This window comes from Devosia sp. (assembly GCF_035944845.1).
GTDB lineage: Bacteria > Pseudomonadota > Alphaproteobacteria > Rhizobiales > Devosiaceae > Devosia_A.
Window position 1 is genome coordinate 1 of record NZ_DASZAW010000143.1, and the last position, 24,869, is coordinate 24,869.

General features: G+C 65.2%; 21 protein-coding genes. 7 read left to right on the plus strand and 14 right to left on the minus strand.

What is annotated here, in order from left to right; genetic code table 11:
• Positions 1–88 precede the first annotated feature (88 nt).
• The 3 genes from VGV07_RS27225 to VGV07_RS27235 form a co-directional block, all read right to left on the minus strand.
• Positions 89–922, minus strand: a complete 834-nt coding sequence (locus VGV07_RS27225; RefSeq protein WP_326871892.1) for a carbohydrate ABC transporter permease — start codon at positions 920–922, stop codon at positions 89–91.
• 5 nt (positions 923–927) lie between these two features.
• The gene (locus VGV07_RS27230; protein ID WP_414650006.1) at positions 928–1,845 is read right to left on the minus strand and encodes a carbohydrate ABC transporter permease; all 918 of its coding nucleotides are present in this window, start codon (positions 1,843–1,845) and stop codon (positions 928–930) included.
• A 135-nt stretch (positions 1,846–1,980) separates the two neighbouring features.
• Complete coding sequence (locus VGV07_RS27235; protein ID WP_414650004.1) at positions 1,981–3,246, minus strand: ABC transporter substrate-binding protein; 1,266 nt, start codon at positions 3,244–3,246, stop codon at positions 1,981–1,983.
• Positions 3,247–3,725: 479 nt separating this feature from the next.
• Here VGV07_RS27235 and VGV07_RS27240 point away from each other — a divergent pair, with 479 nt between their 5' ends.
• Positions 3,726–4,748 carry a substrate-binding domain-containing protein gene (locus VGV07_RS27240; protein WP_326871875.1) on the plus strand — a complete coding sequence of 341 codons (1,023 nt, stop codon included), beginning with the start codon at positions 3,726–3,728 and terminating at the stop codon, positions 4,746–4,748.
• A 220-nt stretch (positions 4,749–4,968) separates the two neighbouring features.
• Here the strand turns inward: VGV07_RS27240 and VGV07_RS27245 are convergent, their stop codons facing one another.
• Positions 4,969–5,751 carry a protein phosphatase 2C domain-containing protein gene (locus VGV07_RS27245; RefSeq protein ID WP_326871876.1) on the minus strand — a complete coding sequence of 261 codons (783 nt, stop codon included), beginning with the start codon at positions 5,749–5,751 and terminating at the stop codon, positions 4,969–4,971.
• Positions 5,752–6,018: 267 nt separating this feature from the next.
• Positions 6,019–6,885 carry a LysR family transcriptional regulator gene (locus tag VGV07_RS27250; RefSeq protein ID WP_326871877.1) on the minus strand — a complete coding sequence of 289 codons (867 nt, stop codon included), beginning with the start codon at positions 6,883–6,885 and terminating at the stop codon, positions 6,019–6,021.
• 93 nt (positions 6,886–6,978) lie between these two features.
• On the opposite strand from VGV07_RS27250, the gene VGV07_RS27255 reads away from it, so the two are divergent.
• The gene (locus VGV07_RS27255) at positions 6,979–7,419 is read left to right on the plus strand and encodes a multidrug/biocide efflux PACE transporter (RefSeq protein ID WP_326871878.1); all 441 of its coding nucleotides are present in this window, start codon (positions 6,979–6,981) and stop codon (positions 7,417–7,419) included.
• 216 nt (positions 7,420–7,635) lie between these two features.
• On the opposite strand, the gene VGV07_RS27260 is transcribed toward VGV07_RS27255, so the two are convergent.
• The 4 genes from VGV07_RS27260 to VGV07_RS27275 form a co-directional block, all read right to left on the minus strand.
• Positions 7,636–8,730, minus strand: a complete 1,095-nt coding sequence (locus VGV07_RS27260) for a DUF1513 domain-containing protein (protein ID WP_326871879.1) — start codon at positions 8,728–8,730, stop codon at positions 7,636–7,638.
• 2 nt (positions 8,731–8,732) lie between these two features.
• Positions 8,733–9,806: an imelysin family protein gene (locus tag VGV07_RS27265; protein ID WP_326871880.1), complete on the minus strand. Its 1,074-nt coding sequence runs from the start codon at positions 9,804–9,806 to the stop codon at positions 8,733–8,735.
• Entirely contained in the window at positions 9,806–11,314 is a 1,509-nt protein-coding gene (locus tag VGV07_RS27270; protein WP_326871881.1) for a di-heme oxidoredictase family protein, read from the minus strand. The genes VGV07_RS27265 and VGV07_RS27270 overlap by 1 nt, the downstream gene beginning before the upstream one ends.
• A gap of 115 nt (positions 11,315–11,429) precedes the next feature.
• Positions 11,430–12,680, minus strand: coding sequence for an imelysin family protein (locus VGV07_RS27275; protein ID WP_414650005.1), 1,251 nt, complete (start codon positions 12,678–12,680; stop codon positions 11,430–11,432).
• 362 nt (positions 12,681–13,042) lie between these two features.
• Here VGV07_RS27275 and VGV07_RS27280 point away from each other — a divergent pair, with 362 nt between their 5' ends.
• The 5 genes from VGV07_RS27280 to sseA all read left to right on the plus strand — a co-directional run bounded on the left by VGV07_RS27280 (position 13,043) and on the right by sseA (position 17,953).
• Positions 13,043–14,152 carry an ABC transporter substrate-binding protein gene (locus VGV07_RS27280; RefSeq protein ID WP_326871882.1) on the plus strand — a complete coding sequence of 370 codons (1,110 nt, stop codon included), beginning with the start codon at positions 13,043–13,045 and terminating at the stop codon, positions 14,150–14,152.
• Between the two features lies 1 nt (position 14,153).
• Positions 14,154–15,092 (plus strand): ABC transporter permease subunit, encoded by a 939-nt coding sequence (locus VGV07_RS27285; protein WP_326871883.1) that lies wholly within the window; start codon positions 14,154–14,156, stop codon positions 15,090–15,092.
• Positions 15,089–15,877, plus strand: a complete 789-nt coding sequence (locus tag VGV07_RS27290) for an ABC transporter permease (protein WP_326871884.1) — start codon at positions 15,089–15,091, stop codon at positions 15,875–15,877. The genes VGV07_RS27285 and VGV07_RS27290 overlap by 4 nt, the downstream gene beginning before the upstream one ends.
• Positions 15,878–15,880: 3 nt before the next feature.
• On the plus strand, positions 15,881–16,948 hold the full coding sequence (locus VGV07_RS27295; RefSeq protein WP_326871885.1) for an ABC transporter ATP-binding protein: 1,068 nt from the start codon (positions 15,881–15,883) through the stop codon (positions 16,946–16,948).
• Positions 16,949–17,116: 168 nt separating this feature from the next.
• Positions 17,117–17,953 (plus strand): 3-mercaptopyruvate sulfurtransferase, encoded by an 837-nt coding sequence (sseA, locus tag VGV07_RS27300; protein WP_326871886.1) that lies wholly within the window; start codon positions 17,117–17,119, stop codon positions 17,951–17,953.
• A 204-nt stretch (positions 17,954–18,157) separates the two neighbouring features.
• Here sseA and VGV07_RS27305 read toward each other — a convergent pair whose 3' ends face one another.
• From VGV07_RS27305 to VGV07_RS27325, 5 genes are all read right to left on the minus strand, one after another.
• Positions 18,158–21,199 carry an alpha-mannosidase gene (locus VGV07_RS27305; RefSeq protein WP_326871887.1) on the minus strand — a complete coding sequence of 1,014 codons (3,042 nt, stop codon included), beginning with the start codon at positions 21,197–21,199 and terminating at the stop codon, positions 18,158–18,160.
• Between the two features lie 277 nt (positions 21,200–21,476).
• Complete coding sequence (locus VGV07_RS27310; protein ID WP_326871888.1) at positions 21,477–22,007, minus strand: adenine phosphoribosyltransferase; 531 nt, start codon at positions 22,005–22,007, stop codon at positions 21,477–21,479.
• 113 nt (positions 22,008–22,120) lie between these two features.
• Positions 22,121–22,321 carry a hypothetical protein gene (locus tag VGV07_RS27315; RefSeq protein WP_326871889.1) on the minus strand — a complete coding sequence of 67 codons (201 nt, stop codon included), beginning with the start codon at positions 22,319–22,321 and terminating at the stop codon, positions 22,121–22,123.
• 334 nt (positions 22,322–22,655) lie between these two features.
• Complete coding sequence (locus tag VGV07_RS27320; protein ID WP_326871890.1) at positions 22,656–23,501, minus strand: cytochrome c1; 846 nt, start codon at positions 23,499–23,501, stop codon at positions 22,656–22,658.
• A gap of 17 nt (positions 23,502–23,518) precedes the next feature.
• A complete protein-coding gene (locus tag VGV07_RS27325; protein ID WP_326871891.1) occupies positions 23,519–24,808 on the minus strand; it encodes a cytochrome b in 1,290 nt (429 codons plus the stop codon).
• Positions 24,809–24,869 lie beyond the last annotated feature (61 nt).

A 24,869-nucleotide genomic window follows, 5' to 3' on the forward strand; every position in this document is an offset into this window, starting at 1 on the left:
CGAGAAGATCTCGAGATCGACGCCCTTGATCACATCGACGAGGCCAAAGGACTTCTTGATGTTCTTGAGTTCGATATGCGCCATGGATTTAGCCCTTTACGCCGCCGGCGGTCAGGCCGGAAATGATCTTGCGCTGGAAGACGAGGACGAGGATGACCAGCGGTACGGTGACGATCACCGATGCCGCCATGATCGCGCCCCACGGGATTTCGTGCTGCGTGCCGCCCGAGAGCAGCGCAATGGCCACCGGCACGGTGCGCGTCGCATTGGACGAGGTGAAGGTCAGGGCGAACAGGAACTCGTTCCACGCCCCGATAAAGGCCAGCAGGCCCGTCGTCACCAGGGCCGGCCACATCAGCGGCATGAACACCCGGGTGATGATCACCCACGGTGTCGCCCCATCGACGATGGCTGCCTCTTCGATCTCGATCGGCAGGTCGCGCATGAAGGTGGTGAGCACCCACACGGTGAACGGCAGCGTGAAGATCGTGTACGAAAAGATCAGCGCCCAGGGCGTGTTGTAGATGCCGAGGAAGCGGATCACCTCGAACAGGCCGGCGAGCACCGCGATCTGCGGGAACATCGAGACCCCGAGGATGGTCATCAGGATCAGCCCCCTGCCCCGGAACCGCACCCGGCTCAGCGCGAACGACGCGGTGACCGCGAGGAACAGCGCCAAGAGCACGGTGACCGAGGCGACGAAGATCGAGTTCAGCACGTTGCGCGGGAAGTCGCCGACATTCAGCACCGCGACGTAGTTGTCGAGCGAGAACGAGGTCGGCCAGTAGCTGACCCGGAACAGGTCGGTGCCGGATTTGAAGCTGGTGAGGATGGCGTAGTAGAACGGGAACACCGCCACCACCACGATGAACAGCACCAGCGCATAGAAGGCGACGCGCTTGGTGATCGCCCAAAGGTCCATGGTCATCAGCGGTCTCCCCCGTCGAACCGAACCTTGCCCAGCCAGATATAGAGTCCGGTCATCACCGCGATCATCAGGAACAGCAGCGTCGATTGCGCCGAGCCGTAGGCGAACTTGTCGAAATCGAACAGGTTCTCGCGCGAGATCACCGACATGGTCTTGGTGGCCTTGCTGTTGGGCGTCAGCACATAGATCAGATCGAAGATGCGCATGGCGTCGAGCAGGCGGAAGATCACCGCCACCATCACCGCCGGCCGCACCAGCGGCAGCGTCACCTTGAAGAACACCTTGACCGGATGCACCCCGTCGATCTTGGCGGCCTCGTACACGTCCTTGGGCACCATCTGCAGGCCCGCAAGGATCAGCAGCGCCATGAACGGCGTGGTCTTCCAGATATCGACGATCAGCACCGCCGTCATCGCCGTGTCAGCAGTGGCGGTCCAGGCGACCTTCTGGCTGATGATGCCGAGGCTGAGGAACAGGTCGTTGATGATGCCGAACTGGTCGTTCAGCATCCAGCTCCACATCTTGGCCGAAACGATGGTGGGGATCGCCCACGGGATCAGGATGGCGGCGCGCACGATGCCGCGCCCCTTGAATTCGGCGTTGAGCACCAGCGCCACGATCATGCCGATGACGGTTTCGAGCGTCACCGAAATCACCGCGAAGCGCAGTGTATTGCCCACCGCATTCCACCAGGCCGGATCGACCAGCAGCCCGGAGAACACGGTGCGTCCGCTCTTCAGGGTGGTCCAGCTCAGGTAATTCTTGAAGCCGACGAAATCGCCGCCATAGAGGTCGTTCAGCGAGGTGTTGGTCAGCGAAAAATAGATCGTTCGGAGCAGCGGCCAGCCGGCGACGATGGCCAGCGCCACCAGCATCGGCACCAGGAACCACATGGCCGCCGCAACGCGCGACTTCATCAGCTCGGACTTGATCTGTGGCTGCGTGCGAACGACGGTACCTGCTGTAGCTTCAGCGGTCATCGGCTCCCCCTGCTGCAGAGATAGAAGGCACGGGCAGCCTGCGCCGCCCGTGCCGGAAAGTCGAGGCGGGCCTTACCAGGCGTCGCCCTTGAGTTCGGTCAGCTTGGCTTCGAGAAGTTCGAGGTTCTCGGCGCCGGTGCCGTTGCCCGACAGGGTGTCATGCACGGCCGACCAGAACAGCGAGGAAACCTCGTTGTACTTGAGGCCGGTCGGGCCCGACGGACGCGGCACGGCGTTGAGGAACACGTCCTTCCACAGCGGGATGATCGGCGCCTTGGCGGCCACATCCGGATCGTCATAGGTGGCGACGAGCGTCGGCAGGTTGGTCTGCTCGATGGCACGCAGCTTCTGCTCCTCGGGCGAGGAGAGGAACTTCACGAGGCGGATCGCCGCGTCCTGGTCCGGCGAGTACTTCGACACCGCCAGGTTCCAGCCGCCCAGCGTTGCCGCCGGAGCATCGCCCTCGGCGCCGACCGGCAGGGTCGTCACGTCGAACTTGTCCTTCACCGCCGAGTCGGCGCCGTTGCCGAGGCCGTAGGCATACGGCCAGTTGCGCATGAACACCGCATTGCCGAGCTGCCAGACGCCACGGCTTTCTTCTTCGCCATAGGCGAGGACACCCTCCGGCGAGATCGTGCCGACCCAGCCCTTGGCGCGGTCGATGGCCGCAGCGGCCTTCTCGTTGTTGATCGAGATCGTGCCATCGGGCTCGACGATCTGGCCGCCACCCGACGACTTCACCCACTCGAGCGCATCGCAGGTCAGGCCTTCATAGGCATTGCCCTGCCACACGAAGCCCCACATGTCCTTGTTCCCGGCAGCGCGTTCGCCGTCCTGGATTTCCTTGGCGGTCGCCGCCAGTTCGTCCCAGGTCTTGGGCACGGACTTGCCGTACTTCTCGAGCAGGTCCTTGCGGTAGTAGAGCGCCGGAGCGTCGGTGAACGAGGGGAGCGCCACGAGCTTGCCGTTGGCGGTCTGCGACTCGACGATCGCCGGGAAATACCCGCCGATGATGTCCTTGGTCGCCTCGGTCAGGTCGGTGAGGTGATCGGCGAGCTGCGGGGCCCAGATCACGTCGGTGGTGTAGACGTCGATGTCGGTGTTGCCGGCCGCCAGCCACAGCTTGTACTGGCCAAACTGGTCGGAGGTCGACGACGGCATCGGCACGATCGTCACCTTGTCTTCCGGGTTGGCCGCCATATAGCGCTCAACCTGGCCCTGCAGGAACTGCAGGCCGGTGCCGGTGTCGCCGAGCACGATCTGCAGGTCGGCGGCCTGAACCGTCGCGACAGCCGACACGCTCATCAGCAGACCGAGCATCAAGGACTTCATTTTCATTATTCTTCCTCCCAAAGGACAGACATGACCGGGAGGCAGCCAAACGCGACCGGCGCCTTTCGGCGTTGGTCCGCAGTCAGTTCCTCCCACCAAAACGCCAGGACCGAGGGCTATCCGCCCCGCAAAAGTCATCCAAAGCGCTTTGAGTAGAAAGTAGCCAGAGCGGTCAAATGCTGTCAAGCAAGATTCGCCACCCATTCCTTAACGCCGCCACCGACGCGACAAATAATCATTCAATATCAATTCATTAAGTGATGTCATCCGTTAACGCCCGAAAACGCCCCCCTTCGGCTTTGAGGTACGAACGTCAGAAATGTTAGTGCCGCGTCGCCGCTCGTGTGCCCCTTGCGTTTGCTTTCCAAATCGCTTTGAATGCGGCACTTGGTGAGGAGGGCGTCCGGCTGTAGGCTCCGCGTCGGGGCTTGGTTCGCGAGTGGAACACCACCGCGCGCCGTTGACGGGCGCAGGCGAATTTGGTGATGAAACTCAAAGACTTGGCCGCGGAGCTGGGGCTGTCGCAGACGACGGTCAGTCGTGCCCTGAACGGCTTTCCGGAGGTCAACGAGGCGACCCGCCAACGCGTCAGCGAGGCGGCACGCCGGCTCGGCTATCGCGCCAATGTCAGTGCCCGCCGCCTGGCCACCGGGCGTTCCGGCGCCATCGGCGTAACCCTGCCCTTGCAGCGCTCGCTGCATTTCGGCCCGCACACCGCCGAGTTCCTCTCCGGCATTTCCGAACGCATGGCGCAGCACGACATCGATATCGTGGTGACCCCGATCGATGCCGACGATGAAGTGCCGGTGTTCCGCCGGCTGGTTGCCAGCAAGCGCGTCGATGCGCTGGTGCTCTCGGCCCCGACGCCCAATGACGAACGCATCGCGGCGCTGACCGAACTGGGCATGCCGTTCCTGCTGCACGGGCGCGCCGACAACGTCAAGATTCCGCATGCCTGGCTCGACATCGATAACGAGGGGGCCTTCCGCCGCGCCACCAGCCACCTGCTAGACCTCGGCCATACCCGCATCGCCATGATCAACGGCCCCGAGGACCAGACTTTCGCCATCCACCGCGCCCGCGGTTTCCGCAGCGCCATGGAAGCCCGCGGCCTCTCCCCCGATCCGCAACTGATCGGTGGCGGCCGCTTCACCGACGAAAACGGCTTCCGCCTGGCGCAGGCCTTCCTCGAGCGGCGCCCCCGGCCCACCGCTTTCCTCGCCGGCTCGATGATGACGGCGCTCGGGGTGTTCCGCGCCATCCGCCTCGCCGGGCTGGAACTGGGCAAGGACGTGTCGATGATCGCCCACGACGACGTCTTCCCCTACCTCAACGCAGACAACATGGTCCCCTCCATGTCGACCACCCGCTCCTCGATCCGCGCGGCCGGCGCCCGCATTGCCGAGTTGCTGCTGCAGATGCAGGACGGCAAGCCGCCCGGCTCGATCCACGAACTGTGGCCGGTGGAGCTGGTGCTGCGCGAGTCGACGGGGCCGGCGCCGAGGTAGGAGTGGTGTCGAAGGTGACACTTACCTGTGGCCAACCCACCGCAACCTCATCAAACTCGGTGTCATCCCTGCGAAAGCAGGGACCCATTTCACCGCCCGCACCAGCCGGGAGTTGGATCCCAGCTTTCGCTGGGATGACGCCGGTGATGGGCGGCATTTTCGGGGTAGCATGGGCTGCGCTGGCGCCGCTGCGGCGATGCCCGATGCACCAAAGACCCCCTCACCCCGACGGCATCAGCCCCATCCGCGGATTGTCCACCTGCCAGGCGATCACCGTGGCGCTGTCCCTGCCGCCCTGCTGGTGCACCTCCCCCAGCATCGTCGAGATCGCCTCCGATATGCCGGCTGGCGACAGGAGCTCGCGGCTGACCCGGGCCGGATCCTCGAACACCCGGTCGCCAGCCTCCAGTAACCCATCCGTTACCAGCGCGATGGTGTTGATTCCCTTGCGCAATTGTCGGATGCCGGTCGAAAAGCACGGCACGTCCAGCGCGAGGCTGCTCCGCTCGCCGATCCACTCGAAATAGTTGCGCACCGTGAGGGTGAACTGCCCGAGCTGCTGCAACTCGGGGTGCAACAGGTAGAGCTGGTTGTCGCCGATCGACAGCCACATCAGGAAGCCGCCCTGCTGGTAGGAGACGAGACACGCCGTCTCGCCGCGCACCCGCGCCAGTTGCGGCGCTGCATCGAACAACAGCCGCGTCACTGCTGCCTGCACCTCCACATGCGACGGCTGCGGCCGCTCGATCAGCGCCAGCAACTCCGGCCTCCCCGTCTCGAACAACTCGAGCACCGCATCGGCGCTCTCCGAGCTGGCATGCGCATCGAGGATGACGGCGAAGACCCAGTCTTCACCGGCCCACACCAAGGCCGCATCCTCGTTCTTCTTCGCCCCCATCGCGGCGTTACCGCCGCAAAGCCCGATGGCGACCCGACCATACGTATGGATGCGCGGCCCATCGAGGCACGGCTCGACACTGCCGCTCCAGACGAACTCTTGCATCGACGCCTCCTGCCCGCTCAGTTCTCCATAGGTAATACCCTACCGCCCGCATTTCGCATCGAGCTTCGGTGCCAGCCATTCCAGCGCCTGAAGGATCAGGTCGCGGAAAGGTTGGCCAACTAGGCTGAAGGCGATGCTGGTTGCTTGCCGCAGTCGGTGCGACGTGCGCCCCTTCGCCCTCTGGGGAGAGGGGGCGGTGTGGCACCGTCAGCGCAAGGGGCCCATCCGCACGGGGGAGAGGCCGCCGACTGTTAGCCTTGGCGCGCCCTACCCCCGCCGCTCGCCCAGCAGGCCATCCAGGAGCCACTGCCCCGCCGGCCCCGGCGGATTGCTGCGCGACCACAGCGCGTCGACCGGCAGCAGCCGCGGCCAGCCCCGCAGCGTAAGCTCCACCAGCGTGTCGCCGGCATACTGGCGAACCAGCCAGTCGGGCAGTTCGGCCCACCCGAACCCCTGCTGTGTCAGTTCCAGCAGCATCAGGTAGCTCGGCGCCGACCAGGCGAGCCCGAGCGGCCGGACGCCGCCCCCGACATAGCCTTTGAGGTAGATCTGCCGCGTCGCCGCCAGTTGCTCAGGGCTCGGGCTGGCGTCGACGGCGAGCGGATGCCCGCGCGCCACGAACACCCCCATGCGGGTCGGCTCGGCCAGCCGGGCCGAGGCGATGCCGCTTGGATAGCCTGGTTCCGCCGCCGTCACCGCCAGGTGCGCACGCCCCGACTGCAAGAGGTCGATGACGTCAGGCCCTTCGGCGATCAGGCATTCGAGTTCGATATCGCGATAGCGCCGCTCGAACTCCTGCATCAACTCGAGATGGTCGCTCTGCCCATAGGTGTCGGAGAGGACCACCGTCAGCCGCGGCTCCACCTTGTCGGAAAGGCGCACGCTCAACGCCTCGAGCCGCTCACTGGCCGCCAGGATGTCCTGCACATGCGCAAGGACCCGCCGCCCGGCCGGCGTCAACACCGGCAACCGGCTGCTGCGGTCGAACAGCGTCAGGTCGAGATCGGCTTCGAGATTGGCGATCGCCGTGCTGATGGTCGACTGGCTCTTGTTGAGCTGTCGCGCCGCTGCCGAGAACGAACCCAGCGCCGCCGCGCTGGCGAAGGCTTCCATGGCTTCCGGAGAATACTGCATCTATCGATTTTCTCGATGTTATCCATCTTGGTATAACTGAAAAATCGATGATAGGTCGAGGGCGAAATCGAACAGCTGAAGTGTGAGAACACCATGCAACTCCAGAACCGCTCCTTTTTCGAACGCATCGGCCATGCAGTCGGCTTCGAGGTCATCGCGCTCGTTATCTGCACGCCGATCGCTGCCTGGCTGCTCGACCGGCCGCTCGGCCATGTCGGCCTGCTTGCCATCCTGCTCTCGACCACCGCGATGGGCTGGAACGTCGTCTACAACATGATCTTCGACCGGCTATGGCCCGTGGCGCGGGTGCCGCGCACCCTTGCCGTCCGGGCGCTGCATGCGCTTGGCTTCGAGGGCGGGCTGGTGCTGGTCGGCGTGCCGCTGGCGGCCTGGCTGCTCGACATCTCGCTGGTCGAGGCCTTCGTGCTGGATATCGGCTTCTTCCTGTTCTTCCTGCCTTACGCGTTTGCGTACAACTGGGCCTATGACGGGCTCAGGCCGTTGTGGCTTGGGCGGAAGGTGGCGGGGGTTTAGGACGAGGGCTCGAAACCCCGCGCCGACCCTCTTCGAAGGAGAATGGGGGGCACTCCCGTCTCCTCCTCATCCGGCGGTCATCCCAGCGAAAGCTGGGACCCAACTATCGGTCGGCGCGGGCGGTGAGATGGGTCACAGCTTTCGCTGGGATGACACCGAGTGGGGGGAGCGCGTTGTGCCCTCCAGCACCCCCTGGAGGGCACCGAACCTCCCCCCTCAAACCGCCTTCAACAACCGCAAGTGGTTGTCGAAGTTCAGCTCGAACGTCGTCAGCGGCGCCGGAGAGCCGGCAAGCCCACTCAGCGCCCCCTCCCCGCTCGAGGCCAGCAGCCCGACACTGTCAGGCGCGATGCCACAGCCGTTCTCGAGTCCGAGGCTCGCCACCACCGTGGCCGTATCGGGGTCGATGGCGAGGATGGTGTTGCCTTCCGGCGAGGAGACGCCGATCAGCCCGCCATCGGCGGAAGCGGCGACCGAGCCGACATAGTTGCGCAAGTTCCCCAGCGTCGCTTCCGGCAGCTCGATCAGCCGGATCTCGCCGTCGCGGGTGGCGTACCCCACCAGTTGCGGGCGATCCGCCGATGGTCCGCGGAACTGGCAACCGAACCACACCCGGCTTTGGTGATCGAACGCCATGTGGCGGATCGACAGCTGATGCAACCCGCTATCAAGCCGCATCTGACCGATCAGCCCGCCGGAACGCCTCCCGATAAAGGCGATCGAAGGGTCCATGGTCTCGAGGTTGAGCTCGGTGCGCCCGTAATCGGGATGCGTCTCGATCCCGCCATTGGCGACGACGAAGGTCTCGCCGTCGGGCATCAGCAGCATCTCGTGCGGGCCGGTGCCAAAGGTGTCGAACTCGCCGATCCGCGCATACCCACCGGCAACGTCGTAAATGCCAATCACCCCCCGCGCATTGTCGAAGTCGTTCTCGGTGGCATAGAGCAGCTTGCCGTCAGGCGAGAAGGCGCCGTGGCCGAAAAAGTGCCTGCCCTCGACGCTGGTCAGGGTCTGCGGTTGGCTGGCGCCACTGGGGTCGAAGATTACCGCGAAGGTGCCGGGCTGGCGGGCGAACACCACGCCCTGCCCCGTCGGCGAAAAGGTGATGTCGTGCCCGCGCTCGGGCAACGCGATGGTCGAGATCACCCTGCCCCGTTCGCTCACCAGCGCTGCGGCAAAGCCGCCTTCACGCTTCTGGATCGAGGAGGCGAACACCAGTTCGGCCCGCTCGAGCGCCTCGGCGCGATGCGGCAGCAGCGCCGCGGCGAACCCCGCCCCCGCTGCCCTGAGGAATGCCCGGCGCTGCCACATGCTCAGTCTCCGTCGAGCGACGAGAAGCCGACCGACAGGCCGAGCGCCGCCGCGAGGTTTTCGCCGAGGATGGTGTCGAGCGACTGGGTGACGATCACCAGGTAGTCGAGCGCCTTCTTCTGCTTGGGGTCCTGAAGTGCCTGCTCCACCGGCTCGGTCACCACCTTGCCGGCGCGCTCGGCATTGCCGAACTCGAACGTGGCGCTGTTGGAAACCCAGAGGTTTTCGGCCGTCGTAGCCTCGGCGATGCGCGATTTCTCGAGCAGCGCGCGGAGCCCCTCGAAATTGGCGTTGATCGAGGGCACTGTCATCCCCGAGCGCCAGAACAGAGCCGATTTCGGTTTCGGCGCCGCCCCGTCGCGGCCGAGGAACGGCAGCAGCCGCTGGTCGCGGATCGCCTCGGTGCCATGCGCCAGGAGCCCGGTCAGCGCCTCGGCCACCTCCCGGAAGCTGCGATAGTCCGGGTCACTCTCGGAGGGCTCGAGCAGCCGTTTCGAAATGCCCGCGGGGTCGTTCCACTCGGCCGAAAGCGTCGCCGCGGTATCGGCCTGCAGCGTCGCGATGGCGCGCGAGTAATGGCAGCGGAATGCGCCGGCGGCAGTGGTCAGCTGCTCGGCGTCGGTGCCGAACAGCAGGAATTCGAGCGCTCCCAATCCCTGCATGGCGACGCTCTTGCCGCCGAGCTTTGTCGGGTCGGTGGCATCGAGGTCGGCATCCGCCAGGACGCCCTGCACCTGCCTGAGCGCGATCCCCTTGCGGTCGGGCCAGAACAGCACCTTGTCGTAGCGGTTCTCGGTCATCAGCGGCCCGAGGCGATAGAGCTCGACCCGCGACCAGGCGGTGACCGCCGACTTGAAGGCGTCGCGCGCCGCATCGAGGTTCACTTCTGAGGGAGCGTCGCAGAGCTCGGCAACGCCCTGCTGGAGCGCCGTGGTCTCGACGGCATACTGCGCGAAACCGGGCCGGATCGCCTCGTTGATCGCCAGCGACACCACGTCCTTCGCGGTCAGCTTCTGCTCCTCGGCGATCGACGGCGCCGCCATCAGCGTGAAGAGGACGGCAAGCAACAGGCGCATCACAGCGACTCCAGAAAAGCGATCAGATCATCGCGCTGAGATTTCGGCAGGTTTGCGAACGCATCGCGCGATTTCTGCGCCTCGCCGCCATGCCAGAGGATGGCCTCGGTGAGGTTGCGCGCCCGCCCGTCATGCAAAAACTCGGTGTGGCCCGACACCGTCTCGGTGAGGCCGATCCCCCACAGCGGCGGGGTCTTCCATTCGTAGCCGTCGGCGTCGCCCTCGGGGCGATTATCGGCAAGACCCTCGCCCATGTCGTGCAGCAGCAGGTCCGTATAGGGCCAGATCAGCTGGAACTTGTGCGCTTCGATCGGCGCCCGCCGCGAGGTCACATATTTCGGCGTGTGGCACGAGGTGCAGTTGGCTTCGTAGAACGCCTGCTTGCCTCTCAAGACCTGAGGATCACTGACGTTTCTGCGTTGCGGCACCCCCAGGTTCTGCGAATAGAAGGTGACGAGGTCGAGCACCGGATCGGGGGCCTCGGAGGGGCCCAGCCGTTCCTGCTCGCCGGTCGGCGCGGCACGGCACGCGGCCTCTGCCGCAGTGCAATCGCCATGCGGCTTCATCACCAGCGGCGTCGAGATGCCGATATCGCCGGCAAAGGCATCCGCCGACTGCGCCCGAATGGAAGCGGCGCCGGCCTTCCAACCGAAGCGGCCGAGTTCGCGCTGCCCGCTCACGGGGTCGAGCACCATGTTGGGGCGGCCGGAAATGCCGTCGCCGTCGCGATCCTCGGGGTCGGCTTTGGCAAGGATGTCCTCGCGCGGCACCTGCTCGAGTAACCCGAGGCCGATCATCGGCGGCGCGATGCGCGGGCTCAGCAGCACGTCGTCGGCCATCGGGCCATAGGCGAGGTCGGAGACCGAGTAGCTCGGCCGGCGCAGCGTCACCACCGTGCCGTCCCCCAGCGTCACCGGGTCATCGGTGTAGCTCACCACCATCTTGCCCTCGGGTTTGATGCCCTGGATGGCGAAATCCTGCAGCTGACCCCCATAGGTCGGCTCGTCGATCACCTTGTCGCCCCGAGCCAGCGCCGCGCGGTCCGCCGCGTTACGCGGCGGGATCGACAGCCGCAGGAACATCGAAACGGCGTCGTCGCCATTGCCGGAGGGCGTATGGCCGCGCCCGTCCTTCAGGTGGCAGTTCTGGCAACCGCGCGCGTTGAACAGCGGGCCGAGCCCATCCGACGCCTCGGTCGAGGCCGGCGCCGAGACCCAGAGTTTGCGGAACAGCGCATTGCCGAGCTTGAACTCCGCTTCCTGCTCGAAGCTGATATTGGCCGACGAGAACGAGAAGATGTCCTGGTTGACGCGCTTCTTCACCGTGCCGGCGCCGCCGGGCAACTGCTCGAAGTTCTCGGGGCTGGAAAAATCGCCGGTGGGCGCCGTGACCGCCTGAACCCGTTTCAGGTCCTTGGGGGTCAGATCGGAACGGGTCCCACCGTCGCTGGCAACGGCGAGACCCGCAATAAGGGTTATGACCAGGAAAACGGTCAAGCGCTTGTGCATGTCTCGCACCCTAGGCTTCCCGGCCATAAGCCGGATGAAATGCGGCGCCGCAGATTCTTTCAACCCGCGGCGCCGACAAAGTTTTGGAAAACCCGAATCTTCGCCGAGCAACGCCTTACTGGAACACCGCGTCCGGGTTGGTCAGGCTGTCGGACTGCTCGATGGTCACCGTGTCGCCCAACTCCAGCAGCGCCACGGCGCGCTCGATACCACGGGTCTGGGCGATCAGGCCATCGATCGCCGCCTGCACGGCCGCATTCCCTTCGGTGTTTCCCTCGGCGATCATCTGGTCATAGGCCTCGCCGCCCGTGGCGCGGTCCGCCATGGCGTGCATGGCAGTGAGCGTGGTGTCGAGCAGGCCCTTGATCTCGGTGTCGAGCGCCGGATCCCTGGCTGCGATCAGTTCCGAGATCGACGGGCCGGTAACCTCGGTGCCGTCCTGGCGGGTATAGGTGCCCAGATAAACGTTCTGGATGCCGACCGCATCGTAGAGGTGCGAGATGTGGGTGTTGTCCGAGAAGCAGTCGTGCTCCTCTTCCGGATCGTGCAGCAAGAGGCCGAGCTTCATGCGCTCGCCAGCCAGTTCGCCGAACGACAGCGAACCCATGCCGGTGAGGATGGTGGCGATCCCCTGCTCCGCCAACGCGGTGCGGGCGGCTCCGCCTTCCTGCCAGTTGGCGACCATTTCCTCGAGATCGCTGACGAGCAGGTCCGTCGCCGCGTCGAGATACTGGCCCCGCCGCTTGGCGTTGGCATCGGTCGAATAATCGCTGAACGGCCGCTCGCCGGCACCCGCTTCCGTGCCGTGCAGATCCTGCCCCCAGAGCAGGAACTCGATGGCGTGGTACCCGGTCGCCACGTTCGCCTCGATGCCGCCCGCTTCCTGCAGCGTATCCTGGAGGAACGCCGGGGTGATCTCGGCCGCATCGACTTCGGTGCCGTCGATGGTGATCCTGGAATTGGCAATGATGTTGGCGGTGTAGAGCCCGTTCTCGTCGCTCTCTGTGCCATAGGAGCCATCGACATAGTCGATCAGTCCTTCATCGAGTGGCCAGGCGTTCACCTTGCCTTCCCACTCGTCGACGATGGGGTTGCCGAAGCGGAACGCCTCGGTCTGCTGATACGACGGACGCGATGCCCGCCACGCTTCGCGCGCTGCCGCCAGCGTTTCCTCGCTCGGGTTGGCGATCAGCGCATCTGTCGCCGCGTCGAGCGCCTTGGCGGTCGTCAGCGCGTCCTCGTAGCCGGCGAGCGCGATATCGGCGTAGGTCTTCAGAATGGCGTCGGCGGTCGGCTCGGCGGCATTGGCAAGCCCGGCGCCCATCGCCGCCATGCCGATCGAGAGGGCAAGCGTGCTGATCTTCATTGGGAAATCTCCTGGAGCAGGCCGGTTGGGCCCATTGCTGAGTGCGGCCTATCAAAGTGGACAGTCCGCTTCAAGAAATATCGACCCAGCTTGGAACGGCTCTAATCTGGCTTTCCTGACCCCATCTCGACTCGCCCAAGCAAAACGGGCACTGTCACAATTGTCACAATTGACTTCGGAGGGGGTCCGAACGCTGTCTCGCCTGCGCTGCCTGACTTTATCGGGGCTGTCGATTGCCCGGATTCCACTGCGGCACCTTGGGGGTGTCACGTGGCTGTCATACGGCCAAAATAGGTGAAACGCGGCTTTAGGGGCTCCTCCCGAGTCAGGACAAGAAGCCAGAAATTCCAGGGAGACTGAGAATGATCTTCAAGAATGCGCTCGTCGCTTCGGTATCGGTCGCGGCCCTCGCCGCTTCGACCTTCTCCGTTTCGGCGCAGACCGACCTTACGGCGCTCTACGAAGCCGCCAAGGCCGAGGGCCAGCTGACCACCATCGCCCTGCCGCACGACTGGTGCGGCTATGGCGCCGTGATCGAAGGCTTCAAGGCCAAGTATCCGGGCATCACCATCAACGAACTGAACCCCGATGCCGGCTCGGCCGACGAAATCGAGGCGATCAAGGCCAACAAGGGCAATACCGGCCCGCAGGCGCCCGACGTGATCGACGTCGGCCTGAGCTTCGGCCCGTCGGCCAAGGCCGAAGGCCTGATCCAGCCGTACAAGGTCTCGACCTGGGACACGATCCCGGATTCGGCCAAGGACGCCGAGGGCTACTGGTACGGCGACTATTACGGCGTACTGTCGTTCCTCGTGAACACCGACCTCGTCTCCAAGGTCCCGACGTCGTGGGCCGACCTCAAGGCCGCCGACTACGCCAATGCGGTAGCGCTCGCCGGCGATCCGCGCGCCGCCAACCAGGCCATCCAGGGCGTCTATGGCGCCGGCCTCTCGACCGGTGCCACCGACGCCAAGGCCGCGGCTGACGCTGGCCTCGCCTACTTCGCCGAGCTCAACAAATCCGGCAACTTCGTGCCCGTGATCGGCAAGGCCGCTTCCACTGCTCAGGGCACCACCCCGATCGTCGTGGCCTGGGATTACAACGCCCTCGCCTGGCGCGATGGTTTTGCCGGTAACCCGAAGGCCGAAGTCGTCGTGCCGTCCGACAGCGTCGTCGCCGGCGTCTACGTCCAGGCGATTTCGGCTTTCGCGCCGCATCCGAATGCCGCCAAGCTCTGGATGGAATACCTCTACTCGGATGAAGGCCAGCTCGGCTGGCTCGCCGGCTATTGCCACCCGATCCGCTTCAACGACCTCGCCGCCAACGGCAAGGTGCCGCAGGAGCTGCTCGACAAGCTGCCGCCGGCCGACGCCTATGCCAAGGCCGTGTTCCCGACTCTCGACGAGCAGGCTGCCGCCAAGGAAGTGATCACCGGCCAGTGGGACGCCGTCGTCGGCGCCAACGTCCAGTAATATGACCGATGTCAGCTCTGCGGCTGACACCTCGGCCGGCCCGGTTTCCACCGGGCCGGCCGTGCGCGTCGGTGGCAACCCGTTCCGGTTCTTCGCTCAGCTCCGCCTCGGCGACATCATCGCCATCGCGCCATTCATCATCTTCGCCCTGCTGTTCCTGTTGATCCCGACGCTCGGCCTCGTGGTCGGCGCCTTCCAGGACCCGCAAGGCAATTTCACCCTGCAGAACGTCATTGATCTGGGCACCCCGCAGATCCTCGCCTCGTTCTGGATTTCGATCCGCGTCTCGGCCGCCTCGGCCATTCTTGGCGCCGGCATCGGGCTCGTCATCGCGCTCGCCATCATTCGCGGCCGCCTGCCCTCCGCCATCCGCTCGACGGTGATGACCTTTTCCGGCGTCGCTTCGAACTTTGCCGGCATCCCGCTGGCCTTTGCCTTCCTCGCCACACTGGGCCGGCTCGGGCTGGTCACCGTGCTGCTGAAGTTCGTCGGCTTCGACCTCTACAAATCCGGCTTCAACCTCCTGAGCTTCTGGGGCCTCACCATCACTTACCTCTACTTCCAGATCCCGCTGATGATCCTCATCATCGCACCGGCGATCGACGGGTTGAAGAAGGAGTGGGGTGAAGCTGCGGCGACGCTCGGCGCTACCAACGGCCAGTTCTGGCGCTATATCGGGCTGCCGGTGCTGTGGCCGAACCTGCTCGGCACCCTGTCGCTGCTGTTCGCCAATGCCTTTGGCGCCATTGCCACCGCTTACGCCCTCACCGGCTCGTCGCTCAACATCGTGCCGATCCTGCTCTATGCGCAGATCCGCGGCGACGTGCTGCACAATCCCGGCCTCGGCGCTGCCCTGGCGCTCGGCATGATCGTCATCACCGCCTTCGCCAACGTCATCTACCTCATCATCCGCACCCGCGCCGAGAGGTGGCTCAAGTGAAATCGGGGAAGCTCTGGAGCTGGATCATCTTTGCCCTGGGCGCGGCCTATTTCCTCGTGCCGCTGCTCGCCACCTTCGAGTTCTCGCTGCGTATCCGTCGCGAGGGCTATACCTTCGACGCCTATACCTCGGTGTTCTCCGACGGGCGCTTCCAGGCCTCCTTCAGCTATTCGCTGATCGTCGGCGTCTGCGCCATCGTCGTCGGGCTGCTGATCGTCGTGCCGGCGGCCTACTACGTCAGGCTGCGCGCCCCGCACCTCAGGCCGATCATCGAGTTCGTGACGCTGCTGCCGCTGATCATTCCGGCCATCATTCTGGTGTTCGGCTATATCCGGATGTACAACACCTCGTCGCCGCTGCCGCTGCTCGGCACCAACCTCGGCACCGATATCCTGCTGACCCTCGCCTATGTGGCGCTGGCGCTGCCCTACATGTATCGGGCGGTGGATACGGGGCTGCGCACCATCGACGTGCAGACGCTGACCGAGGCCGCCAACATCCTCGGCGCCAACCAGGCAACCATCATCTTGAGGGTGATCTTTCCCAACATCATCGTCGCGGTGCTGTCGGGCGCCTTCCTGACCCTCGCCATCGTCATCGGTGAGTTCACCATCGCCAGCCTCCTCAACCGCCAGGTGTTCGGAGTCTACATGCAGAATATCGGCGCCAACCGGGCCTTCGAGCCTGCGGCGCTCGCCGTCATTTCATTCGTCATCACCTGGGGCGCCATGGGCATGATCCAGTTGCTCGCCCGCTTCGCCCCCAAAACCGCCCGTAGGGACTAGACCATGGCTACCGAATTCCTGCGCATCGAAAAGCTGGTCAAGTCTTTTGGCGGCAACCAGGTGGTGAAGGGCGTCGACCTCGCGTTCGACAAGGGCGAGTTCGTCAGCCTGCTGGGCCCCTCGGGCTGCGGCAAGACCACGATTCTCAGGATGATCGCCGGCTTCGAGCGGCCGGATTCCGGCCGCATCCTCGTCGAAGACAAGGACATTTCCGGCCTCGCCCCCAACCAGCGCAAGATCGGCATGGTGTTCCAGGCCTATGCGCTGTTCCCCAACATGAACGTCGCCGACAATATCGGCTTCGGCCTCAAGATCGCCGGGATGCCCAAGCCGCAGCGCGAAGCCCGCACCGAAGAGATGCTGAAGCTGATCGGGCTTTCCGGCTACGGCAAGCGCTACCCGTTCGAGCTCAGCGGCGGCCAGCAGCAGCGCGTAGCGCTGGCCCGCGCGCTGGCGCCCAGCCCCCGCATGCTGCTGCTCGATGAACCGCTCTCGGCGCTCGACGCCAAGATCCGCGTTTCGCTGCGCGAGCAGATCCGCCAGATCCAGCGCGAGCTCGGCATCACCACGGTGTTCGTGACCCACGACCAGGAAGAGGCGCTGTCGATCTCCGATCGCATCGTCGTGCTCAACACCGGCAATGTCGAGCAGTTCGGCCAGCCGTTCGAGATCTACAACCGGCCGCAGACCAGGTTCGTCGCGACCTTCGTCGGCACGCTCAATACGCTGAACGCCACTGTCGCCGATGCCAGCCGGAAGACCGTGACGCTCGGCGGCGCTACCGTCACCATCCCGGCCCTCCCCGCCACCGCCCGCAATGGCGAAGCGGTGGCGCTGACCATGCGGCCGGAAGCCGTGTCGCTCGCCAATGGCGCGACGCGCGACATCGTGCTCGACGGCAAGGTGGCCGAAGTCAGCTTCCTCGGCTCGGTGATCCGCCTGAAGGTCGATCTCGGCGACAACGCGGTAAACCTCGACACCTTCAACGACCAGCGCACCCCACCGCCCGCCCACGGCGCCCCGGTCCGCATCGGCATCGCCTCGAGCGATGTGCTGGTGCTGGAGCGGTAACCTGCTCCTTTCACAGCGGTTTCAGTGAGCGCCTTCAACATCGGGGGCTTCGCTAACCCCCGCAAAGTCCTTCTCCCCCTCTCCCCCATCCAGCAACACTTTGACCCGCAAGCCGATTCACCCGCGTGCCGTCCTGCTCTAAGGTGCCCCGCAAATCGCGGAGCACCCATGACCAATCCTCTCGTCACCACCGACTGGCTTGCCGATCACCTCGACGACCCCAACATCGTCCTCGTCGATGCCAGCTGGTACATGCCGGCCACTGGCCGCAAGGGCTATTCCGAGTATCTCGAAAGCCATCTGCCCGGCGCGGTGTTCTTCGGTATCGACGATATCGCCGACAAGACCACCACCCTGCCCCACATGCTGCCCACCCCCGAGGCCTTCGCCGCCGCGGTCGGCAAACTCGGCATCGCCGACACCGACACCATCGTCGTCTACGACGAAGCCGGCGTCTTTGCCGCCCCGCGCGTCTGGTGGACGTTCCGCGCCATGGGAGCAAAGGATGTGCGGGTGCTCGATGGCGGCGGCCCGAAATGGCGGGCCGAAGCTCGCCCCACCGCCGCGGGCGAGGAGCAGCCGGCGCCGCGCACCTTCGCTGCGCACTACCAGCCCGCCCTGGTGCAGGATTTCGACACCGTGCTCGAGCTCACCCACTCGAAAGCCAGGACTATCGTCGACGCCCGCCCCGGCGACCGCTTCCGCGGCGAAGCCCCCGAACCGCGCCCGGGCCTCGCCTCGGGGCACATTCCCGGCAGCTTGAGCGTGCCGGCGAGCGAGGTGACGGCCAACGGGCAGCTGAAATCGGCGGAAGAACTCCGGGCGCTGTTTGCCAAGGCCGGGGTGGATGTCACGAGGCCGATCGTCACCAGCTGCGGCTCCGGAGTGACGGCGTCGACTGTGGCGCTGGCGCTGGCCATTGCGGGGGCGAAGGATGTCGCGGTCTATGATGGCTCGTGGACCGAATGGGGTGGTCGCGCCGATTCACCGGTGGAGCGCGGGTGAAGCGGGCCAGCGCAAGTGGCCCCACCCCACCCAGCTCCGCTAAGCCCGCTGTGCGGGCAAGCTGCGCTGCCCTCCCCATCAAGGGGAGGGAGACCCGACTGTTAGCTTCGGCTCCTTCGTCTCCCTCCCCCTTGTGGGGAGGGTAGCGCAGCTAGGCGAAGCCGTAGCGGAGCTGGGTGGGGGTGGGCCCCACGCTCCAGCCCCCTACCCCCGGGAAACCCGCCAGCTCCGTACCTCGAACGGCCGGAGCCCCGCGCCCTCGCCGCGTTCCATCGGCTCCTCGAGAATATTGAGGCTCTCGCTCAGCCCCCAGCCCTCCGGCACCGTTACCGCGAAATCCCCGCGCCGCCCCGACGGCTCGTAGACGCGCAGCACCAGTCCGTTGCCATCCTCGGCCGGCTTGAATCCGGATAGCGCTGCCGGAATCCCCTCCAGCCCGATCGGCTCGTAATGCGCCGCGGCGACGCCACTGGCGACCGAAGCCAGCATCGGCTGGTTCAGGTCTTCGGCCTCCTCGCGCACCCGGCCCTCGTGCCACTCGCCGGCATGCGGATAGAGCGCATAGGTGAAGCGCTGGCCGCCCTCGTCGGCCAGGGGATCAGGGTAGAGCGGCGAGCGCACGAGGCTCAGTCCCAGCACATTGCCCTTGGCGCTGTGCCCGTACTTGGCATCGTTCAGCAGCGCCACGCCGAAGCCGGGCTCGCTCATGTCGACGAAGCGGTGCCCCGGAACCTCGAACTGCGCCTGGTCCCAGCTGGTATTGGTGTGGGTGGTGCGCTGCACCACGCCATTGGCATGCTCGAAGGTGGCGTGCGTTGCCCGCACCGCCACCGGCGTCTGGGTGCGGAGCAAACAGTGCCGGTCGTGCCAGTCGATCTCGGTGGCGATATCGAGCCGCACCCCGTTGGCTTCGAGGCTGTAGGTCTGCGCCACCGTCGAGGCGCGGAAGCGGCGGACCACCCGGATGGCGACGCGCGCCGGGGTATTCTCGACCACCTTGATGCTCTCGGGCCGGTTCAGCTCGATGCCCTTTTTGGCGTAGTCCTCCTCGATGTCCCAGGCGTCCCAGTCGCGCGGCTTGTCGGCAGGGTAGACCCAGAGCTGGTTGCCACGGCCATTGAGCGCTTCGCGCCCCGTGGCCTTGTGCACAAGGCTGGTGACCGTGCCATCGAGCCCTATTCTGGCGCGCAGATGCGCGTTCTCGAGGTGGCTCTCGCTCACCGACAGGCCGGCCAGGGGCTCGAGCGTCGCGCGGGTGAACACCTTGATGCCGAGCGGCGCCATCACGTCGGCGCTCGAAAAATGCGTGCCGTCCGACAGCGTTACCCGCACCGGCCGGCGGCTGAGCGAGGGGTTCACCACGATCACCGCGTCATCCACATCGCCGTTCGGAATGCGGTTGACGATCGCCGACATCGCCATCTGCTGGCGCGCCAGCGCCCGCCCTACCGCATCGTTCAGTTCGCGCTCGGCATCCTCATAGACCTCGGCGATCGAGGATCCCGGCAGGATGTCGTGGAACTCGTTCTTCAGCACCACCCGCCAGATATGCTCGAGGCTCTCCGGCTGCTCGCCGCCGAGCAGCGCTGCCAGCGAGGCCAGCGTTTCGGCGGTGATCAGCGCCCGCTCGGCCTGCCGGTGCGCTTTCTTGGTGGCGCTCTGCGTGGTCAGCGTCGCGCGGTGCAGCTCGAGGTAGATATCGCCCTGCCACACCGGCAGCTCGGTGTTTTTGCCGGTCTCGTGCGCCGCCGCGAAGAAATCCTCGACCCGGCTCCAGCGCGCCTTGGGCAGCACCGGGAAATCCCTCAGCTGCATTTCGCGCTCCACATATTCCGGCGTCACCCCGCCACCGCCATCGCCATAGCCCACCGCAAGCAGCGAGGTCGAATGCTGCGGCTTCTGCATGAAGTTGCGCCAGGTCTTCAGGATGCTGAGCGGGTTCACCGCGCCATTATAGCCGTGCCAGGGGTTGTTGAAGGTGTGGGTCAGCACCCGTGAGCCATCGATCCCCTCCCACCAGAACAGGTCGGCCGGGATGGTGTTGGTGTCGTTCCAGTTCACCTTGATGGTGAAGAACGAGTCGATACCGCCTTGTTTCAACAACTGCGGCAACCCGCCCGAAAAGCCGAAGCAGTCAGGCAGCCAGCATACCCGGTGCCGCACTCCGAACTTCTGCTGGAAGTAGCGCTGCCCATAGAGGATCTGCCGCGTCAGGCTCTCGCCGGTCGGCATGTTGGTGTCAGGCTCGACCCACATGCCGCCCACCGTCTCCCAGCCGCCGGCCGCCACCTTGGCCTTGATCTTCTGAAACAGCGTCGGATCGTCTTCCTCGATCTGCGCGTAGTAATGCGCCGTCGACTGGTTGAAGCGGAAGCCCGACTGCGCCAGGTACTCGTTGCTCCCTTCCATCAGCGTCACAGCGGTCGAGAAGGTGCGGCGCATCTTGCGGCGCGTCTCGACATAGGGCCAGAGCCAGGCGAGATCGATATGGGCGTGGCCGGTCAGTGCGATCTCGCCCTGCTGCGGGAAGCGCTGCTGCAGGTCGCGCAACCGGTCGATCAGCTTGAGGTCGGCCTTGATGACGCTCTGGCGTTGCTCGTCGTTGAGCGGGGCCGGATTGTCCTTGAGCGGCGGCAGCTGCCAGATCTTCTGCTGGCCTCGCTGGCCGGCAAAGCGCGAGACATAGTCCTCGGTGCCCGACGGCCACTCGAGTGCATAGAAGGCTTCCTCGGCCGCCGCGACGAGGTGCGGCACCACCTCGTGCTCTCCCAGTTCCGTTGCCGCCTCGTGCACCTGCGTCAGCCGCAGCCGCAGCGCGTCCACTGCGCCATCGAGCCAGTAGAGCCGCGCGTCGTTGAGATGCGGTTTCCGCACCGGTTCGCCGAACGGCAGCCGCGCCACCGCTTCCGCCTCGATGCGGAAATCGTGCGCCCTGACCGGAAATTCCTTGTGGTAGGGGTCGTTGCCGAAACCGACATTGTCGTCGGCATAGATCAGCGTCGCCAGCGCTTCGCCGCCCAGATCGAGGAACAGCCGGGTCTCGGCGATCGGCCAGTTCGTCGGTACCGAAACGCCGGCGGCAAAGCTCTGCACCCCATCGCGGCTCGGCCACGGCGCGCCGATTTCGATCGGCTTGCCGTTCAGCGTCCAGCCGCCGACCGGCACGGTCTCGCGCTCCCGCCACCAGGTGAGCTCATCCAGCCGCACCCTGATCCGGTCCAGCCGCTGCCCAATGGAGAGAGCCATGCAAAACATCCTCGTTGCAACGTTACAAATGCGCGGCGGACAAAACCATACCTGGTCGCGGGTCGCTAGGCGGAACGACGGAAAAGTTGGCGGCATCCAACAGCATTGAGCGGCCGGATGCCCAACCGAGTGAGGCTTGCAGGGCCCAGCGGACAACCGAACCTTCCGCGCCCCCTTGGCGAAGGACAAAGCAGTTCCTGGACCAGCGCAACCAGGTCCCTGGTTGTCACAAAGGGGAGGCGCACCAAGCCCTTCCGTCCAGGCTGCCGGCCTTAGATCAATGCCCCTCGAACGGGATCAGCGCCTCGACCCTGACGCCGGTCGCGCGCAGCTTGTCCGCTCCGCCCAGGTCGAACAGGTCGATGACGAACCCCGAATGCGACACCTCAGCCCCGGTGCGCCGCAGCAGCGACACCGCCGCCACAGCCGTGCCGCCGGTGGCGATCAGGTCGTCGACCAGCAGCACCTTGTCACCCGGCCCGATTACATCGGCATGGATCTCGATGGTATCGACGCCGTACTCGAGCGCATAGTTCTGCCCGATGGTCTCCCCCGGCAGCTTGCCTTTCTTGCGCACCGGGATGAACCCGACGCCGAGGGCAATCGCCACCCCTGCCCCGAAGATGAAGCCACGCGCCTCGATGCCAGCCACATGGGTGATGCCGAGGCCGCGATGCAGTTCGGCCAGCCGATCGACGCTCTCGCGGAATCCGGCGGGGTCCTCGATCAGCGTGGTGATGTCACGGAACAGGATGCCCTTCTTGGGATAGTCGGGGATCGAGCGGACGAGCGATTTCAGATCAAGCATCGGTGCTGTGAATGGTGAGTGGTGAATTGTGAATGGTGGGCAGCGAGCAATGTGAAGTGAACCTGGCGTCGGGGCACCGTTGCCGGCAACCCCATTCACCATTCACCACTCACCTATCTCTTCGTGGCGTCGACGATCTTGCGCGCCAGTTGGCCGGCCTTGTACGCGGTGTTCAGCGTTGCATCCTTGGCAGCGGCCTTCACCTTTGGCGTCAACAGCAGCGGCGCAGCGGCAATCCCCGCGCGGACGACCGGATGGGCGACCACGGTCCTGGCCAGGGCTGCCGCCGTAAGGGCGCCGCGGATGATCGACATGTGGGCCTCCGGGATACTTCGCCTGAGAATATCAACCATGCAGCCAAGGATCGCAAGTACTGCGGCCACCTAGATCACATCACGGATGAGTTGAACCACCAAGATCACCCCACCTACGATGTCATCCCAGCGAAAGCTGGGACCCATTTTCCAGCTCGCACCGGAGGAGAGTTGGGTCCCAGCTTTCGCTGGGATGACAGCCGGTGGGTGGGGAAACCGTCGCGCCCAACCGGTTTCTCCGGCGCGGTCCAATCGCGAAAGGCCCTGACGACAAAGGGCCCCGAGAGGCCCTTCGCGTATTCATTTGCAGCAGCAGCTTGGGGCTCGCTCGAGCCTAATGCTCGACGCGCGACCAGAGCTTGCGCTTGACCAGGTACATCAGGCCCGCGAACACCAAGAGGAACGCGATCACCTGGAAGCCGGCTTCCTTGCGGGCCACGAGGTGGGGCTCGGCCATCCACATCATGAATGCAGCGACGTCACGCGAGTACTGGTCGACGGTCAGCGGCACGCTGCCTGTCTCGCCTTCCTCGTAAGTGATGAGGCCATCGCTGAGCGGCGGCGCCATGCCGAGCGCGTGGCCCGGGAAGTAGGTGTTGTAGTGCTTGCCTTCCGGCACCTCGGCGCCATGCGGCGGCGGATCGACATAGCCATTGAGCAGCGCGTGGATGTAATCCGGGCCACCTTCCGAATAGGCGGTGAAGTAGTTGAGGATCCACCACGGGAACGGCTGCGTCGTGCCACGGGCCTTGGCCAGCACCGAGAAATCCGGCGGCACTGCGCCCCCATTGGCGTCACGGGCATCCTGGTCGGTGTCGAACGGCGACGGCCAGCGGTCGGCCGCGATACCCGGGCGCTTGCCACCCTCGGCCTCGGCATCGGTGATCTCGTACTCGGCGGCGAGCGCCTTCACCTGGCCCTCGGTGAACTCGGGCCCGCCCGGCTCGCCGAGGTTGCGGAACGCCATCAGCCGCGCCGAGTGGCAGCTCGAGCAGACTTCCTTGAACACCTGGAAGCCGCGCTGCAGCTGGTTGCGATCATAGGTGCCGAAGGGGCCGGCAAAGCTCCACGGCTCCTTCTTGATCTCGGGGGTGGCGTGTCCCTCCTGCGCCGCGGCCGGAGCCACGGCGAAGAGGATGCTCACCAGCAGGGCGCCGATAATGGATTTGGTCTTGATCATTGCCGTTGAGCCCCGGGTCAGTGCGACGTCGACGCAGCGGCAGGCTGAGCGGCCGCCGGCGCCTTGTGCTTGGCCAAAACGGACTCCGTGATCGACGTCGGCAGGGGCCGCGGCGTCTCAAAGCGTCCGAGCAGCGGAAGCACGATGATGAAGTAGATGAAGTAGTAGGCGGTGGCGATCTTGGAGAGCAGCACGTAGATGCCCTCGGCCGGTGCCGAGCCGAGCCACGTCAGGAACACGAAGTTCGCAACGAACAGCCAGTAGAACCACTTGAAGATCGGGCGGAAGGTGCCCGAGCGAACCTTGCTGGTATCCAGCCACGGCACGAAGAACAGCACGAGGATGGCGCCGGCGAAGAAGATCACGCCGCCGAGCTTCGAATCGATGAACAGGATGTTGAAGTCGATGGCGCGCAGGATCGCGTAGAACGGCAGGAAGTACCATTCGGGCACGATGTGGGCCGGCGTCACCTGGCTGTTGGCCATGATGTAGTTGTCGGGGTGCCCCAGGATATCGGGCGCAAAGAACACGAACCAGGCGAACGGGATGCAGAACACGATGATCGCGAACAGGTCTTTCATCGTGTAATAGGGGTGGAACGGCACCGTCTCGCGGCTGTTCTTCACCTCGACGCCGATCGGGTTGTTGTTGCCCGGCACGTGCAGCGCCCAGATGTGGAGCGCCACCACCGCCGCGATGATGAACGGCAACAGGTAGTGCAGCGAGAAGAAGCGGTTGAGCGTTGCGTTGTCGACGGCGAAACCGCCGCGCAGCAGCTCGAGGATCGGAGTGCCGAGCACCGGAATGGCGCCCAGGATATTGGTGATCACGGTGGCGGCCCAGAAGCTCATCTGACCCCACGGCAGCACGTAGCCCATGAAGGCAGTGGTCACCATCAAGACGAACAGCAGCACGCCGAGGATCCACAGAATCTCGCGCGGCGCCTTGTACGAGCCGAAATACAGCCCGCGGAACATGTGGATATAGACCGCCGCAAAGAACATCGAGGCGCCCGTGGCATGCACGGCCTGGATGATGCGGCCGCCGTTCACGTCGCGGCGGATATGCTCCACCGAGTCGAAGGCGAGGCTGACATGCGGGGTATAGTGCATCGCGAGGATGATGCCCGTCACGATCTGCACACCGAGCATGAAGGCGAGGATGGCGCCGAAGGTCCACCAGTAGTTGAGGTTCTTCGGAGTCGGGTAGTCCATCAGGTGTTCTTTGGACCACCGGATGATCGGCAGGCGATCGTCGATCCACTTCTCGACGACGTTACCGGGGACGTAGCTGGATTCGTGAGCCATTCTGACGCGTCCCCTTAACCGATCTTCACGAGCGTGTCGGAAATGAATTCATAGGGCGGCA

Coding starts and splice junctions, on each gene's coding strand:
- VGV07_RS27225 (WP_326871892.1), bottom strand. CDS start 922: ATGGACCTTTGGGCGATCACCAAGCGCGTCGCCTTCTATGCGCTGGTG.
- VGV07_RS27230 (WP_414650006.1), bottom strand. CDS start 1,845: ATGAAGTCGCGCGTTGCGGCGGCCATGTGGTTCCTGGTGCCGATGCTG.
- VGV07_RS27235 (WP_414650004.1), bottom strand. CDS start 3,246: ATGAAAATGAAGTCCTTGATGCTCGGTCTGCTGATGAGCGTGTCGGCT.
- VGV07_RS27240 (WP_326871875.1), top strand. CDS start 3,726: ATGAAACTCAAAGACTTGGCCGCGGAGCTGGGGCTGTCGCAGACGACG.
- VGV07_RS27245 (WP_326871876.1), bottom strand. CDS start 5,751: ATGCAAGAGTTCGTCTGGAGCGGCAGTGTCGAGCCGTGCCTCGATGGG.
- VGV07_RS27250 (WP_326871877.1), bottom strand. CDS start 6,885: ATGCAGTATTCTCCGGAAGCCATGGAAGCCTTCGCCAGCGCGGCGGCG.
- VGV07_RS27255 (WP_326871878.1), top strand. CDS start 6,979: ATGCAACTCCAGAACCGCTCCTTTTTCGAACGCATCGGCCATGCAGTC.
- VGV07_RS27260 (WP_326871879.1), bottom strand. CDS start 8,730: ATGTGGCAGCGCCGGGCATTCCTCAGGGCAGCGGGGGCGGGGTTCGCC.
- VGV07_RS27265 (WP_326871880.1), bottom strand. CDS start 9,806: ATGCGCCTGTTGCTTGCCGTCCTCTTCACGCTGATGGCGGCGCCGTCG.
- VGV07_RS27270 (WP_326871881.1), bottom strand. CDS start 11,314: ATGCACAAGCGCTTGACCGTTTTCCTGGTCATAACCCTTATTGCGGGT.
- VGV07_RS27275 (WP_414650005.1), bottom strand. CDS start 12,680: ATGAAGATCAGCACGCTTGCCCTCTCGATCGGCATGGCGGCGATGGGC.
- VGV07_RS27280 (WP_326871882.1), top strand. CDS start 13,043: ATGATCTTCAAGAATGCGCTCGTCGCTTCGGTATCGGTCGCGGCCCTC.
- VGV07_RS27285 (WP_326871883.1), top strand. CDS start 14,154: ATGACCGATGTCAGCTCTGCGGCTGACACCTCGGCCGGCCCGGTTTCC.
- VGV07_RS27295 (WP_326871885.1), top strand. CDS start 15,881: ATGGCTACCGAATTCCTGCGCATCGAAAAGCTGGTCAAGTCTTTTGGC.
- sseA (WP_326871886.1), top strand. CDS start 17,117: ATGACCAATCCTCTCGTCACCACCGACTGGCTTGCCGATCACCTCGAC.
- VGV07_RS27305 (WP_326871887.1), bottom strand. CDS start 21,199: ATGGCTCTCTCCATTGGGCAGCGGCTGGACCGGATCAGGGTGCGGCTG.
- VGV07_RS27310 (WP_326871888.1), bottom strand. CDS start 22,007: ATGCTTGATCTGAAATCGCTCGTCCGCTCGATCCCCGACTATCCCAAG.
- VGV07_RS27315 (WP_326871889.1), bottom strand. CDS start 22,321: ATGTCGATCATCCGCGGCGCCCTTACGGCGGCAGCCCTGGCCAGGACC.
- VGV07_RS27320 (WP_326871890.1), bottom strand. CDS start 23,501: ATGATCAAGACCAAATCCATTATCGGCGCCCTGCTGGTGAGCATCCTC.
- VGV07_RS27325 (WP_326871891.1), bottom strand. CDS start 24,808: ATGGCTCACGAATCCAGCTACGTCCCCGGTAACGTCGTCGAGAAGTGG.